Raw genomic sequence first — 14,549 nt, 5'->3', positions numbered from 1 at the left:
GTCAGCTCAAACAGCTTGAAAGATACTCGCTTAATCAGAGGAACAACTTTGTTGCACTTGACTTGACAATTGGGGAAGTGTTATATATTATTAAAATAAATAGGGAGCTGTTGCATAACAAATAAAAAAATGATATAATTAAAGCGTTTCCAACAGTAATGATATAAATGCAATGAAAAATATGAAAAGTCAGTCAAAGTCGTTATATTAGCTAGTTTGTTATCAATTAGTCTTTTCAATCCGGTGTATCTGTTGTGACAGTCACTAAAAATTATCGGTATGATTGGAATACGGTTTGGGAGTATAGTACCAACTATCACGACCACTAATCTTTTAATATCCCGTCGTGGTCTCGTTATGACAGCTACGGTGAATATAAAGTAGGTTCTGGCTGGAATTTCTATCGTTATGAGGTTATAAACTACTACAGCGGAGACTTTTAATCGTTAAAGAGTGAGAAAAAGGAGGGTTTGATATGTTAAGGCTTACTCATGTTACCTTAAAAACGCGACAAATCATTTTACAAGATGTAGATTTCACCTTTGAAAAGGGTAGGATTTATGGTATTCTTGCTATCAATGGTTCTGGAAAGACGACACTTTTCCGCGCCATTAGCAATTTAATTCCTATAAGTAGTGGAAATATTGCAGCCCCTCCTTCTTTATTTTATTATGAGAGTATTGAATGGCTGGATGGAAACTTAAGTGGGATGGACTACCTTCGTCTTATCAAAAACATCTGGAAGTCAGGTCTGAACTTGAGGGATGAAATTGCCTATTGGGAAATGTCTGATTATATCAGTCTTCCCATTCGCAAGTATTCCTTAGGCATGAAGCAACGCTTGGTGATTGCCATGTATTTCCTCAGTCAGGCGAAATGCTGGCTTATGGATGAGATTACAAATGGCTTAGATGAGTATTATCGACAGAAGTTTTTTGATAGGCTAGTACAAATCGATAGACAAGAACAGCTGGTTCTTTTAAGTTCCCACTATAAGGAAGAGTTGGTTGATGTCTGCGATAGAGTAGTAACCATTCATCAGGGGCAAATAGAAGAGGTTTAGTTTATGAAAGATGTTAGTCTATTTTTATTAAAAAAAGTTTTCAAAAGTCGCTTAAACTGGATTATCTTAGCTTTATTTGTATCTGGACTCGGTGTTACCTTTTATTTAAATAGTCAGACTGCAAACTCCGTCAGCTTGGAGAGCGAGTTGGAAACCCGTCTTGTAAAAAATGAGAGAGTCATCAATGAATATGAAGAGAAACTCTCCCAAATATCTGACACCAGCTCGGAGGAATACCAGTTTGCTAAAGAAAATTTAGACTCGCAAAAAAATCATTTGACTCAAAAGACAGAAATTCTGACTTTATTAAAGGAAGGGCGCTGGAAAGAAGCCTACTATTTGCAGTGGCAAGATGTAGAGAAGAGTTATGAAATTTTATCAAAGGAACTGACTGCTAGTTCTGACTTAAAAATGGCGGTTGACCGCGAACGAAAGACTTACCAAGCCCTGTATCCCTTGAACATAAAAGCACATACTTTGGAGTTTCCGACCCACGGGATTGATCAGATTGTCTGGATTTTAGAGGCTATCATCCCAACCTTGTTTGTGGTTGCTATTATTTTTATGCTAACGCAACTGTTCGCAGAAAGATATCAAAATCATCTGGATACAGCTCAATTATATCCTTTTTCAAAAGTGACATTTGCAATATCCTCTCTTGGAGTTGGAGTGGGTTATGTAACTGTGCTGTTTATCGGAATCAGCGGATTTTCTTTTCTAGTGGGAAGTCTGATAAGTGGTTTTGGACAGTTAGATTATCCATACCCATTCTATAGCTTAACGAATCAAGAGGTAACTATCGGAACGATACAAGATGTGTTATTTCCTAGCTTGCTCTTAACTTTCTTGGCTTTTATCGTTATTGTGGAAGTCGTCTACTTGATTGCATACTTTTTTAAGCAAAAAATGCCTGTCCTCTTTATTTCCTTAATTGGGATAGTTGGCTTATTGTTTGGCATCCAAACCATTCAGCCTCTTCAGAGGATTGCCCATCTGATTCCCTTTACTTACTTACGTTCAGTGGAGATTTTGTCTGGAAGATTACCTAAGCAGATTGATAATGTCAATCTAAATTGGGGCATGGGGGTGGTCTTACTGCCTTGCACGATAATTCTTTTGCTATTGGGAATTCTATTTATCGAAAGTTTGGGAAATTCACGAAAAAAGAGTATGTTAAATAGGTGTTAGTTTTCCTATTTCCACTTGATAACTACTTCATGCAATCAAGAATAAGAAGAACATCCGAATCATTGTTAGCTATGAAAAATGAGGGGAAACGAATCTCAGGAGACTCTCAAAATATGAGCCAAAAAAAGTCATCATTAGATGGCTTTTTTGCTATCAAAAGAGTTATAATAAAGATGAAAATAGGGATAGAAGAGGAGGAGATAGGATGGCTTATATTGAAATGAAAAATAGCTATAAGAGGTATCATACTGGTGATACAGAAATTGTAGCAAATCGCGATGTCAACTTCGAGATTGAAAAGGGAGAACTGGTCATTATCCTTGGTTCATCTGGAGCAGGAAAGTCAACAGTTTTGAATATTCTAGGTGGGATGGATACAAATGATGAAGGGCAAGTTTGGGTTGATGGGACTAACATTTCTAACTATACATCTCATCAGAGAACAAACTATCGGAGAGATGATGTTGGCTTTGTCTTTCAATTTTACAACCTGGTTTCTAACTTGACTGCTAAGGAAAATGTCGAGCTGGCATCAGAAATAGTCTCAGATGCCTTGGATCCAGAACAGGTTCTCAAGGATGTAGGATTAGGACACCGTCTTAATAATTTTCCAGCCCAGCTATCAGGTGGTGAGCAACAACGGGTCTCCATTGCCCGAGCAGTGGCTAAAAATCCTAAAATTCTCCTTTGTGATGAACCAACGGGAGCTTTGGACTACCAGACTGGTAAGCAGGTTCTAAAGATTCTTCAAGATATGTCACGCAAAAAAGGAACCACCGTTATCATCGTGACCCATAACGCTTCTCTAGCTCCTATAGCTGATCGGGTGATTCAGATGCATGATGCCAGTGTCAAGAGTGTTGTCCTCAATCCTCAACCACAGGATATTGATGATTTGGAGTACTGAGATGAAAAGAAAGACATATTGGAAAGACCTGCTCCAGTCTTTCACAGGTTCAAAGGGACGGTTTATATCCATCCTAACTCTGATGATGTTAGGTTCTTTAGCCGTGGTTGGTCTAAAAGTAGCCAGTCCCAATATGGAGCGAACAGCTTGGGCTTATCTGAAAGATACTAATACGGCAGATGTGACCGTCATAGGAGATTATGGGCTTGATCAGGCAGACCAAGAAGAATTGCAAAACCATACGGGAGCAGATGTTGAATTTGGTTATATGACAGATTTGACTCTGGCAAATAGTGAAGATGCCATACGAATCTTTTCAAATACTGATAAAATTTCAAAATTTGAGGTGACCCAAGGGCGTTTGCCTGAGCAAGAAGATGAACTAGCCTTGGCGGACTTTTGGAAAGATCGCTATCAGATTGGTCAAGTCATTCATTTGAGTCAAAAAAAGGGCAGTAATTCTCAGTTGAAGCGAGATAGCTATACCATTACAGGCTTTATCCACTCTCCAGATATTTTTTCAAAATCAGATATGGGGAGTTCAGCCAGTGGTAATGGGAACTTAGCAGCATATGGTGTTGTAACTGAAGAAAATTTTAAGAGCTCTGTTTACACGATTGCCCGCCTGCGTTTTGCTAGCCTAACAGATGTCAATCCTTTTTCTAGTGATTACGAAAAGAAGCTAGAGGAAGAAGAGGAGACTTTAAAGGAACTAGTTGCTGATAATGGACAAGCGCGGCTAGAGAAAATGAAGAAGGATGCCCAAGAGTCCCTTGATGAAGGCAAGAAACAACTAGACGAGGCAGAGACCAACTTGACAGCTGGCAAGAAACGCCTGCAAGAAATTGAAACGCGTCTACAAGCTCAAGAAAATCAAGTAAGCCAACTACCAGAACCACAAAAAAGTCAAGCCACTAGTCAGTTAGAAGAAGCAAAAGACCAACTAAAGCAAGAAAAGGAAAAGCTGAGCCAAGCCGAAACAGATCTTACTAAGGAAAAGGCTAAGTGGCAGACCAGTCAGGATGAGGTCAATGCTCTGACAGAGCCAAGCTATCATGTCTACAATCGAAAGAGTTCTCCTACTGGTCAAGGTTATCTCATGTATAGTAACTCGGCCATGAGTATTCGTGCCGTAGGGAATATCTTCCCAGTTGTTCTCTATGCCGTAGCAGCCATGGTTACCTTTACCACCATGACACGATTTGTAGACGAGGAAAGGACCAATGCAGGGATTTTCAAAGCACTAGGCTACCATAGCAAGGATATCATTGCTAAGTTTGTAATTTACGGTCTAGTTGCTGGTACTCTAGGCACCCTACTAGGAATTCTGATTGGTCACTACATCCTAGCACCTACTATTTCGCATATCATCACTGTGCGGATGATTGTTGGAGAGAGTCAGCAGTATTTCTACTGGACCTATAGTTGTTTAGCTCTGGGGCTAAGCTTAGTGGCAAGTGTCCTACCTGCTTACCTTGTATCTCGTAGAGAATTACATGAAGAAGCAGCACAATTATTACTACCCAAGCCGCCAGTCAAGGGCTCAAAGATTTTCTTGGAGCGGATAACCTTTATCTGGTCTCATTTGAACTTTACCCAAAAGGTAACTGCCCGCAATATTTTCCGTTACAAACAACGCATGCTGATGACCATTTTGGGGGTTGCAGGTTCAGTAGCTCTCCTCTTTGCAGGGCTTGGTATTCAATCCTCTGTGGTAGGAGTTGCTGACAGGCAGTTTAAGGATCTGCAACAATATCAGATGATTCTCTCTGTCAATTCTCGAGCTTCAGATTCTGATAAGGCAAAGCTAGAAGAAAAATTGCAGAGTGATGAAGTTGAAAGCTATCGATTGATTTCTTCCAAGCAGCTGGAAGAAAAGTATACTGGCAAGGCAGGAATTCAGACAGTGACCATGATGGTAACGGATCAAGATGATCTAGCTCCCTTTGTCCATTTAGAAAAAAATGGGGAAAAGCTGAGCTTATCTAACGGAGTTGTCTTGACTGAAAAATTAGCCCAGTTGGCAGGAGTTTCCCTTGGTGACAACTTTACAATAGATGGAAAAACCTTTAAGGTTGGAGCCATTACCGAGCACTATGTGGGCCATTTTATTTATATGAATCAGGCGACCTATGAGGAAATTTATGGTCAAGCTCCCAAGATGAATACTTATCTGGTCCAACTCAAGGATAAAAGTGAAGTCAATACTGAAACCGTCGCAGGAGAATTTATGGATCTAGCTGCTGTCAGTGGCCTCGTTCAAAATGCCTCAACCATTCAACTCTTTGAAAGTTTTGCAAATTCTCTGAATCATACCATGGCGATTTTGGTGCTGGTATCGGTGTTACTCGCCATTGTAATTCTCTATAATCTCACAAATATCAATGTTGCTGAACGGATTCGGGAACTCTCAACTATCAAGGTTCTTGGTTTTCATAACAAAGAAGTGACACTTTATATCTATCGTGAGACCATCATACTGTCACTGGTTGGAATGATTGTAGGTTTGGTCTCAGGATATTATCTCCATCAATTTCTCATTCAGATGATCGCACCCGGCACCTTCCGTTTTCAACCAAAGGTCGGCTGGGAAATTTATCTCATCCCAGTTCTAGCCGTCAGTGTCATTTTGACCATCCTAGGAGTTTTTGTCAATCATTATCTCCGAAAGGTGGATATGTTAGAAGCCCTCAAGTCCGTAGAATAGTTGGTAGAGGATAAAAACAAATAAGAAAGCCCTTTGTGGCTTTTTTATTTTCATAAAAATGGTAAAATAGTAAGAGTAGAAATGGAGTTCTAGATATGAAACGAATTGATCAATTTGAAAATAAGAAAGTATTAGTTCTAGGTTTGGCTAAATCTGGTGAATCTGCAGCTCGTCTTTTAGACAAGTTAGGTGCCATTGTGACAGTTAATGATGGTAAGCCTTTTGAGGAAAATCCAGCAGCTCAGAGCCTTTTGGAAGAGGGAATCAAGGTTGTCACTGGCGGCCATCCTTTGGAATTGTTGGATGAAGATTTCGCCCTCATGGTAAAAAATCCAGGAATTCCTTATAGCAATCCGATGATTGAAAAAGCACTAGAAAAAGGCATTCCAGTCTTAACTGAGGTTGAGTTGGCCTACTTGATTTCCGATGCACCAATCGTTGGTATTACTGGTTCAAATGGGAAGACAACGACTACAACCATGATTGGAGAAGTTCTGACTGCTGCAGGCCAAAATGGACTTTTGTCTGGTAATATCGGTTTTCCTGCTAGTCAAGTGGCTCAAACAGCGACTCATAAGGATACCCTTGTCATGGAGTTATCATCTTTCCAATTGATGGGCATCCAAGAATTCCATCCAGAGATTGCCGTTATCACGAACCTTATGCCAACACATATTGACTATCACGGTTCTTTTGAAGCTTATGTCGAAGCTAAGTGGAATATCCAAAGCAATATGACGGCAGCTGATTACCTTGTCTTGAACTTCAACCAGGAATTGGGTAAAGAACTTGCGACAAAGACAAACGCGACTGTAGTACCATTCTCAACACTTGAAAAGGTTGATGGAGCCTATCTTGAAGATGGTCTTCTCTACTTCCGTGGTGAGAAGGTTATGGCAGCTGATGAAATCGGTGTTCCAGGTAGCCACAATGTGGAAAATGCTCTTGCAACCATTGCCGTTGCTAAACTTCGTGGTGTTGACAATGAAACCATCAAGGAAACCTTGTCAGCCTTTGGTGGTGTTAAGCACCGTCTCCAGTATGTTGATGAAATCAAGGGTGTAAAATTCTATAATGATAGCAAGTCGACCAATATCTTAGCCACTCAAAAAGCCTTGTCTGGATTTGACAATAGCAAGGTTATCTTGATTGCGGGTGGTTTAGACCGTGGCAATGAGTTTGACGAGTTGGTTCCGGATATTACAGGACTTAAGAAAATGGTCATCCTCGGTCAGTCTGCAAAGCGTGTGAAGCGTGCGGCAGATAAGGCAGGTGTAGCCTATGTCGACGCGACAGATATTGCTGATGCAACTTGCAAGGCTTATGAACTTGCAGAAGAGGGTGATGTCGTTCTCCTCAGTCCTGCTAACGCAAGCTGGGATATGTATGCTAACTTTGAAGTACGTGGAGATCTTTTCCTTGCTACAGTTGAGGAGCTAAAAGGATAATATGAAAAAGATAGTATTTACAGGTGGGGGAACAGTTGGACACGTCACCCTCAACCTTTTGTTAATGCCCAAGTTCATCGAAGATGGCTGGGAAGTCCACTATATTGGTGATAAGAACGGAATTGAGCATCATGAAATTCTCAAGTCAGGTTTAGATGTCACCTTCCATTCTATTGCTACAGGGAAATTACGTCGATATTTCTCATGGCAAAACATGGTTGACGTCTTTAAGGTTGCTTTTGGAATTCTTCAATCGCTCTTTATCATGCTCCGTCTTCGTCCACAAGCCCTCTTTTCTAAGGGTGGATTTGTATCTGTTCCGCCTGTTATCGCGGCACGAGTATGTAGAGTACCAGTCTTTATCCACGAGTCTGACCTCTCTATGGGCTTGGCCAATAAAATCGCTTATAAGTTTGCGACCAAGATGTACTCTACTTTTGAACAAGCGTCTAGTCTCACTAAGGTAGAGCACGTTGGAGCTGTGACTAAGATTTCTGGTCCAATTATGGAAGAACCTGAAGAAATGGTGGATATCCGAACTTCTTTCAATGATAAGCTACCAACTCTTCTTTTCGTCGGAGGTTCTGCTGGTGCGCGTGTCTTTAACCAATTAGTTACAGACCACAAGGAAGAGCTGTCTAGTCGTTATAATATCATCAACCTAACAGGGGATGCTAGCTTAAATGAACTAAGTTCAAACCTCTACCGTGTTGACTACGTGACTGAACTCTATCAACCGCTCATGAATATGGCTGATGTAGTCATCACTCGTGGTGGTGCCAATACTATTTTTGAACTTCTTGCCATGGCTAAATTGCATGTCATTGTCCCTCTAGGGCGTGAAGCCAGCCGTGGAGACCAGATTGAAAATGCAGCTTACTTTGTAAAAAAAGGCTATGCTGAGGAGTTGCAAGAGAGCGATTTGACCTTGTCTACTTTAGAAGAAAAGGTAAGCAAGCTTTTGACTCACAAAGAAGACTACCAGAGCACGATGAAGAATTCTCATGAATTAAAATCTGTGGCGGATTTTTATGCGCTACTAAAAAAAGAACTATCATAAGGAAAATCGATGTCAAAGGATAAGAAACAAGAGCCAACTCAAGGCAAGGAATTGTCAGAGTGGCAAAAACGAAATCAAGAATATCTTAAAAAAAAAGCTGAAGAAGAGGCCCAACTAGCCAAAGAAAAGGCCCAAGCAGATACCAATAAAAAAGAAGCGGCAAAAGCTCTAGAAGAAGAAGCCACCTTATCAGAGTGGCAGAAGCAGAACCGTGAATATCTGCGCAAAAAGGCTGAAGAAGAGACAAAGGAAGAACAAGAGTCAGACTTATCTGAAGATACTGAGGCAGAAGAGACCTCAGATTCTAATCCTGAAGAGCAGAAGGAGAGTGCAGAAGACCAGTCCTCTCCTGAGAATGAGGAGGAAACTACTGAACCAGAACAAGTAGAAGAAGAGGATGAAAAATCTGAAGAAACGTCTAATGAAACAAAAGTAGAAGAAAAGAGATCTAAGTCTAAGAAAAAGATTGCTAAGCCTTCTATTCCAAGTGTTCATATCTGGCGTGCTGTTACGATTCTAATCCCAAGTTTGCTTGTCTTGTTCTTTTCCATCTATCTCTTGACGCCATACTCAACTTTGAAAAACATAGAGGTTACTGGTACTGTAGAGACCAATGCAGACCAAATCAAAGAGGCTTCAAGGATTCGTGATAGTGACTATACCTTTGGTCTACTCCTCAATAAAGACAAACATGCTGAGATGATTAAGTCTAATCACTGGATTGAATCTGCTAGCATTCACTATCAATTCCCGACAAATTTCACCATCCAGGTCAAGGAGTACGGGATTGTAGCCTATTATGTTTCAGGAGAGGATCATTATCCGATTCTTTCTAGTGGTACGGTGGAAACTAGTTCAGTTAGTCTAGTCAGTCTTCCAGAAACCTATATGTCTGTACTGTTTAACGATGAGCAGCAAGTCAAGACCTTAATTGGACAACTTGCTGAAGTTTCTCCAGAGATTAAGCAGGCTATCAAAACGATTGAATTGGCTCCAACTAGTGTAACGAGTGATCTACTCAAGATTACCATGTATGATACGGATGAGATTTTGGTTCCCTTATCAGAACTAGGCAAAAAATTGCCTTACTATAGCAAGATTAAGCCCCAATTAACAGTTCCGAGCGGTATTGATATGGAAGTTGGGATTTATAGTTATAGCCTGGCAGATAAGGCTTTAGAAGATGCCAGAATCAAAGCCAAAGAAGAGGAAAAGAAAAAGCTGGAAGAAGAAAAGAAAAAACAAGAAGAGCAAGGGAATCAAAACCAAACAACTCAACAATCACAGAGTCGATAAACTTGAGAACATTCTATCGGCTTGATTGTGAGTCTTGGCTTTAAAGTTCTTCGGATACTAGTTTTTACTTGACAAGTCCCGCTTTAAATAATAGAATAGTAAAAAACCTTTAAAGCAGTCCAGAGAGGCAGCTAAGGTTAGACGGTGAAAGGGTGGATTCTACCCATTTTTCGTGGAACCTTGCTGTAGGCAGGTTCCTTTTTTCATGCTCTCTAGCTCACAAAGGTAAAAGGAGAAAAGTATGCGCGAATCTCGTCCGGTTATTGCTCTTGATTTTCCAAGTTTTGAGGCAGTCAAGGAATTTTTAGCCCTATTTCCAGAAGAGGAAAAACTTTATGTTAAAGTTGGAATGGAGCTCTACTATTCCGAAGGTCCTGAAGTTGTCCGTTATTTGAAAGGCTTGGGACATAGTGTCTTTCTGGATCTCAAACTCCATGATATTCCCAATACGGTCAAATCAGCCATGAAGGTCTTGTCTAATTTGGGAGTTGACATGACCAATGTTCATGCGGCAGGTGGCGTAGAGATGATGAAAGCTGCGCGTGAAGGTCTTGGAAAAGAAGCAAAGCTGATTGCTGTCACTCAGTTGACATCAACCTCTGAAGAGCAGATGAGAGACTTTCAAAATATCCAAACCAGTCTTCAAGAATCTGTCATTCACTATGCTAAGAAAACTGCTGAAGCTGGTTTAGATGGAGTGGTTTGCTCGGCTCAAGAAGTGAAACTCATTAAAGAAGCGACTAGTCAAGATTTTATCTGCCTGACACCAGGTATTCGACCAGCTGGAGCCGCTGTTGGAGACCAAAAACGAGTCATGACACCAGCAGATGCCTATCAGATTGGTAGTGACTATATCGTAGTTGGAAGACCAATCACTCAGGCCACTGATCCAGTAGCAGCTTATCATGCTATCAAGGATGAATGGACACGAGACTGGAAATAAGAAACTGTTTAAAAATACAAAGGAGAACCCCATGACACTTGCTAAAGACATTGCTAGCCATCTATTGAAAATTCAAGCCGTTTACCTCAAGCCAGAAGAGCCCTTTACTTGGGCATCAGGCATTAAGTCACCGATTTATACGGACAACCGAGTGACGCTTGCTTACCCAGAAACGCGTAGCTTGATTGAAAATGGCTTTGTGGAAGCCATCAAGGCAGAATTCCCAGAAGTAGAAGTGATTGCAGGAACAGCGACTGCAGGTATTCCGCATGGTGCCATTATCGCTGACAAGATGAACTTGCCATTTGCCTATATCCGTAGCAAACCAAAAGATCACGGTGCTGGAAATCAAATCGAAGGCCGTGTAGCCCAAGGACAAAAGATGGTCGTTGTTGAAGATTTGATTTCAACGGGTGGTTCAGTTCTCGAAGCAGTGGCAGCTGCCAAACGTGAAGGAGCAGATGTTCTTGGTGTCGTGGCTATCTTCAGCTATCAATTGCCAAAAGCGGATAAGAACTTTGCAGATGCTGGTGTCAAACTAGTAACACTTTCAAACTACAGCGAGCTCATTCACTTAGCCCAAGAAGAAGGCTATATCACACCAGAAGGACTTGACCTCCTAAAACGATTTAAAGAAGACCAAGAAAATTGGCAAAATGCTTAAGGTATATAAAAATCAGGTAGTCGCTAGGATTACCTGATTTCTTTTTGTGATTTTATTGGATGTTATACTCAATGAAAATCAAAGAGCAAACTAGGAAGCTAGCCGCAGGCTGTACTTGAGTACGGCAAGGCGACGCTGACGTGGTTTGAAGATATTTTCGAAGAGTATTAGTCGACTTTTCCGCCTTCAACAACCAGGTCATCTGCTTTAGCAGCATCACCGTAAGTTGGGTGAAGTGTTTTTTCATAAGCCTTGTGGAAGAAGTTTTCTTTTCCTAATTTTTCGATTTCTTGGTTGATGTAGTCAAGCAGTTCTTGGTTACCTTTTTGAACTGCTGGTGCAATAGTATCTGGATTACCAAGAGAAGTAATTCCTACTTCATATCCTTTGTTTTCAAGCGCCCAAGCTAGAACTTCAGTATTGTCAGTAGAGAAGGCATCTCCACGTCCATCAAGAAGGGCTTGGTAGGCATCGCTATATTGGTCGTATTTTTGAAGTTTTACTTCTGGGTGATTTTTCTCAAAGTAAGTTTCAGCAGTCGTTCCTTTTGTAACAATCAAGGTTTTGCCTTCAAGTTCTTTAACGTCCTTGATGACTTTATCTTTTGGTGACACAACACCGAGAGAAACTTTCATGTAAGGAAGGGCAAAGTCAACTTGTTTCTTACGTTCGTCAGTAACTGTAAAGTTAGCCAGGGTGATATCAACCTTGTTTGAAATCAAGTATTCAGCACGGTTGGCAGCATCGACAGAAACGTATTTGACCTTTACACCAAGGTCTTGTGCTAATTGATTCCCTAGTTCGATATCGTAACCTTGGTAAGAACCGTCGTTGTCAACATAACCAAATGGTTTTTTGTCTCCAAATACCGCGATTCGAAGTTCACCACTCTTTTTAATTTCATCAATGGTGCGAGCCTTGGCAGTTGCCTTTGTAGATGAAGCATCAGAGCTTCCGCCTGAACTACAAGCTGTGACGAAGATAAGCGCAAATGCTAGAGCAAAAACAGTTAGAATTGGTTTGAGTAGTTTCATAATAATCTCCTTTATTCATTATAGATATGAGCCAAACTGGCTAAAGTCAAAGACATTTAAAAATTCTTGTGCTCGTTTGGTTTGTGGATTTGTGAAGAATTCTTGAGCCGTTCCTTCTTCAGCAATCTTCCCTTGGTCAAGGAAGATGATACGATCCGCAATAGCTTGGGCAAACTGCATTTCATGGGTTACCAGAATCATAGTGCGCCCTTCCTGTGCCAAGTCATTGATCAGTTCCAGAACCTCACGCACCATTTCTGGATCCAGTGAAGCAGTCACCTCGTCAAAGAGGATAATTTCTGGATGCATGAGAAGGGCACGAACAATCGCTACCCGTTGCTTTTGTCCGCCGGATAATTGGCGAGCAAAGCTATGTTGTTTATCCAACAATCCTACACGTTCTAGTAACTGTAAGGCTTCTTGTGTTACTTCTTTCTTGTCACGTCCTTGAGCCTTGATAGGTCCTAAGATAAGGTTTTGAAGGACATCTAAGTGAGGAAAGAGTTCGTAACTTTGAAAGACCATACCAATCTTTTGACGAACTAGGTGAAAATCTTTTTTATTTTCAACGATGGACTGGCCATCCAGCAGGATATCTCCGCCTTGGATAGTTTCTAATCCATTGAGACAGCGAAGGAGGGTGCTTTTCCCACAACCAGATGGTCCTAGGATGACAACCACTTCCCCCTTTTTAATATCTAGGGAAAGTCCTTGGAGGATAGGATTGTCTCCGAAGGATTTTTTTAGTTCCTTGATTTCTAAAATAGTTTCAGACATTTAGTTCCTCCAATGTTTTTCTAGATGAGTGGATAGTTTGGAAATAGGGAAGCAGACTGCGAAATACAAGACTAAGATGGTTCCATAGATCCAAAAGGAAGCAGTTGGGATGGTCAAACGATTGCTATCGATGATTTGTTGTCCAACCTTGGTAACTTCAACAACTCCAATCAAAACAACCAAGGAAGTCGTTTTAATCATCCGAGTGACAAGGTTGATGGCTTGTGGTAGCAGTCTTCTCAAGACCTGAGGGATGATGATGTAGTAGTAGAGTTGGAACTTGGTCAAGCCTAGCGCTTGACCGCTCTCAAACTGATGTTTCGGTAGGGAAGTGATAGCTCCACGGACCAAGTCACCCATCTCAGCTGTTCCCCAGAGGGTGAAAACGATAATAGCAGAAGTCTCACCAGAGATATTGATATTAAAGTTTCGAGCTAGGCCAAAGTAAACGATAAAAAGGAGCACCAGCTGGGGCATGATCCGGATAAATTCTAGATAGAAGCGTGTCAAGAAGCGAATCACTCTAGAATGAGAGGTCATGATAATTCCCATAACCGTTCCGAAAATCATGGATAAGAGGACAGACAGGATAGAAATCCCAATCGTGACGCCCAATCCCTGTAAGATTCTCAGGAGATTATTTCCCTGAAAGAGTACTTGCATTCCCGAATCCTGCATGACGGAGCCTCCTTTCTATCCAACTAAAAACTAGTGAAATAGGTAGAAGCATGATAAGGTAAGCAACCACCAACATAGCTAACGCAATATCTGTCTCATAGTAGAGTCCTATCAAATCCTTAGCAACATACATAAGGTCAGCAAGGGCAACTGCTGAGAAGACAGAAGTTTCCTTGATGAGGAAAATAACATTGGCACTAAAGGATGGTAGAGCAACCGCTGTCGCTTGTGGCAGAACCACGTAGCGAAAAACCTGAAATGGAGTAAGCCCAATGGCTAAACCAATTTCATGTTGGGTTTGACTGACTGCTTCTAGCCCGCTTCGGAAGGATTCTGCCATGTAGGAACCACCTAAAAAGATGAGCCCGACTGTTGCACAGACTTCTGAAGAAAGAACAATCCCTATTCGAGGTAGACCGAAGTAGAGAAAGAAAAGTTGTATCAAAAGGGGTGTATTTCGTGAAAGTTCGATATAGGCTGTTGCCAACTGGGAGAAAACAGGAAGGCGGTAATGCCGGATGACGCTGACGATGAGCCCCAGCAAAAAAGAACCTAGAATTCCCCAAACTGCAATATGCAAGGTCAGAAAGAATGCCTTTTGATAGAGTGGTAGATATTGTTCAACAATGGACCAATCCAAAAGTAGAACCTCCCATCTAGGAAAATGATACAGTTATTGTAGCATTAAAAGAGAGCTTTGGATAATATGTATTTTTTATCACAATGATAGACAAAATCTATTGGAAAGGGAAATTTTAAAATTTTTAGGAAATTTAGTTGACAA

13 protein-coding genes and 1 pseudogene are annotated in these 14,549 nt (G+C 41.1%); 10 read left to right on the top strand and 4 right to left on the bottom strand.

All coding sequences use genetic code 11. The features are described 5' to 3' along the window. The first annotated feature begins 254 nt into the window (after window positions 1–254). From K1I67_RS09960 to pyrE, 10 genes and pseudogenes are all read left to right on the top strand, one after another. A pseudogene (locus K1I67_RS09960) lies at window positions 255–443 on the top strand (hypothetical protein). A gap of 32 nt (window positions 444–475) precedes the next feature. Next, entirely contained in the window at window positions 476–1,063 is a 588-nt protein-coding gene (locus K1I67_RS05070) for an ABC transporter ATP-binding protein (protein WP_223339099.1), read from the top strand. A gap of 3 nt (window positions 1,064–1,066) precedes the next feature. Then, window positions 1,067–2,251: a hypothetical protein gene (locus tag K1I67_RS05065; RefSeq protein WP_223339098.1), complete on the top strand. Its 1,185-nt coding sequence runs from the start codon at window positions 1,067–1,069 to the stop codon at window positions 2,249–2,251. A 205-nt stretch (window positions 2,252–2,456) separates the two neighbouring features. Next, window positions 2,457–3,158: an ABC transporter ATP-binding protein gene (locus K1I67_RS05060; RefSeq protein WP_223339097.1), complete on the top strand. Its 702-nt coding sequence runs from the start codon at window positions 2,457–2,459 to the stop codon at window positions 3,156–3,158. 1 nt (window position 3,159) lies between these two features. Further along, a complete protein-coding gene (locus K1I67_RS05055) occupies window positions 3,160–5,865 on the top strand; it encodes an ABC transporter permease (RefSeq protein WP_223339096.1) in 2,706 nt (901 codons plus the stop codon). Between the two features lie 95 nt (window positions 5,866–5,960). After that, window positions 5,961–7,313 (top strand): UDP-N-acetylmuramoyl-L-alanine--D-glutamate ligase, encoded by a 1,353-nt coding sequence (gene murD, locus K1I67_RS05050; protein WP_223339095.1) that lies wholly within the window; start codon window positions 5,961–5,963, stop codon window positions 7,311–7,313. A gap of 1 nt (window position 7,314) precedes the next feature. Further along, on the top strand, window positions 7,315–8,373 hold the full coding sequence (locus K1I67_RS05045) for a UDP-N-acetylglucosamine--N-acetylmuramyl-(pentapeptide) pyrophosphoryl-undecaprenol N-acetylglucosamine transferase (RefSeq protein ID WP_223339094.1): 1,059 nt from the start codon (window positions 7,315–7,317) through the stop codon (window positions 8,371–8,373). A 9-nt stretch (window positions 8,374–8,382) separates the two neighbouring features. Next, window positions 8,383–9,669, top strand: coding sequence for a cell division protein FtsQ/DivIB (locus K1I67_RS05040; protein WP_223339093.1), 1,287 nt, complete (start codon window positions 8,383–8,385; stop codon window positions 9,667–9,669). Window positions 9,670–9,910: 241 nt separating this feature from the next. Then, window positions 9,911–10,612, top strand: coding sequence for an orotidine-5'-phosphate decarboxylase (gene pyrF / locus K1I67_RS05035; RefSeq protein ID WP_223339092.1), 702 nt, complete (start codon window positions 9,911–9,913; stop codon window positions 10,610–10,612). Between the two features lie 31 nt (window positions 10,613–10,643). Beyond that, the gene (pyrE, locus tag K1I67_RS05030) at window positions 10,644–11,276 is read left to right on the top strand and encodes an orotate phosphoribosyltransferase (protein WP_000170888.1); all 633 of its coding nucleotides are present in this window, start codon (window positions 10,644–10,646) and stop codon (window positions 11,274–11,276) included. A 167-nt stretch (window positions 11,277–11,443) separates the two neighbouring features. On the opposite strand, the gene K1I67_RS05025 is transcribed toward pyrE, so the two are convergent. Genes K1I67_RS05025 through K1I67_RS05010 form a run of 4 tightly spaced genes read right to left on the bottom strand, consistent with a single transcriptional unit; the run spans window position 11,444 to window position 14,405 of the window. Beyond that, the gene (locus K1I67_RS05025; RefSeq protein ID WP_223339091.1) at window positions 11,444–12,310 is read right to left on the bottom strand and encodes a cysteine ABC transporter substrate-binding protein; all 867 of its coding nucleotides are present in this window, start codon (window positions 12,308–12,310) and stop codon (window positions 11,444–11,446) included. A gap of 18 nt (window positions 12,311–12,328) precedes the next feature. After that, window positions 12,329–13,087, bottom strand: a complete 759-nt coding sequence (locus tag K1I67_RS05020; RefSeq protein WP_000005002.1) for an amino acid ABC transporter ATP-binding protein — start codon at window positions 13,085–13,087, stop codon at window positions 12,329–12,331. Beyond that, window positions 13,088–13,765 (bottom strand): amino acid ABC transporter permease, encoded by a 678-nt coding sequence (locus K1I67_RS05015; protein ID WP_045763229.1) that lies wholly within the window; start codon window positions 13,763–13,765, stop codon window positions 13,088–13,090. Further along, the gene (locus K1I67_RS05010; RefSeq protein ID WP_000384100.1) at window positions 13,725–14,405 is read right to left on the bottom strand and encodes an amino acid ABC transporter permease; all 681 of its coding nucleotides are present in this window, start codon (window positions 14,403–14,405) and stop codon (window positions 13,725–13,727) included. The genes K1I67_RS05015 and K1I67_RS05010 overlap by 41 nt, the downstream gene beginning before the upstream one ends. Window positions 14,406–14,549: the final 144 nt, after the last annotated feature.

The sequence above is a fragment of the Streptococcus infantis genome, assembly GCF_019929575.1.
GTDB classification, from domain to species: domain Bacteria; phylum Bacillota; class Bacilli; order Lactobacillales; family Streptococcaceae; genus Streptococcus; species Streptococcus infantis_L.
Note: the sequence above shows the minus strand (reverse complement) of the source record. Positions and strands in the feature narration are given on the sequence as shown.

What these genes read in the sequence shown, in the direction of transcription:
- K1I67_RS05070 (WP_223339099.1), top strand. Translation starts at nt 476, where the DNA reads ATGTTAAGGCTTACTCATGTTACCTTAAAAACGCGACAAATCATTTTA.
- pyrF (WP_223339092.1), top strand. Translation starts at nt 9,911, where the DNA reads ATGCGCGAATCTCGTCCGGTTATTGCTCTTGATTTTCCAAGTTTTGAG.
- K1I67_RS05060 (WP_223339097.1), top strand. Translation starts at nt 2,457, where the DNA reads ATGGCTTATATTGAAATGAAAAATAGCTATAAGAGGTATCATACTGGT.
- K1I67_RS05025 (WP_223339091.1), bottom strand. Translation starts at nt 12,310, where the DNA reads ATGAAACTACTCAAACCAATTCTAACTGTTTTTGCTCTAGCATTTGCG.
- K1I67_RS05015 (WP_045763229.1), bottom strand. Translation starts at nt 13,765, where the DNA reads ATGCAGGATTCGGGAATGCAAGTACTCTTTCAGGGAAATAATCTCCTG.
- K1I67_RS05040 (WP_223339093.1), top strand. Translation starts at nt 8,383, where the DNA reads ATGTCAAAGGATAAGAAACAAGAGCCAACTCAAGGCAAGGAATTGTCA.
- murD (WP_223339095.1), top strand. Translation starts at nt 5,961, where the DNA reads ATGAAACGAATTGATCAATTTGAAAATAAGAAAGTATTAGTTCTAGGT.
- K1I67_RS05020 (WP_000005002.1), bottom strand. Translation starts at nt 13,087, where the DNA reads ATGTCTGAAACTATTTTAGAAATCAAGGAACTAAAAAAATCCTTCGGA.
- K1I67_RS05065 (WP_223339098.1), top strand. Translation starts at nt 1,067, where the DNA reads ATGAAAGATGTTAGTCTATTTTTATTAAAAAAAGTTTTCAAAAGTCGC.
- pyrE (WP_000170888.1), top strand. Translation starts at nt 10,644, where the DNA reads ATGACACTTGCTAAAGACATTGCTAGCCATCTATTGAAAATTCAAGCC.
- K1I67_RS05055 (WP_223339096.1), top strand. Translation starts at nt 3,160, where the DNA reads ATGAAAAGAAAGACATATTGGAAAGACCTGCTCCAGTCTTTCACAGGT.
- K1I67_RS05045 (WP_223339094.1), top strand. Translation starts at nt 7,315, where the DNA reads ATGAAAAAGATAGTATTTACAGGTGGGGGAACAGTTGGACACGTCACC.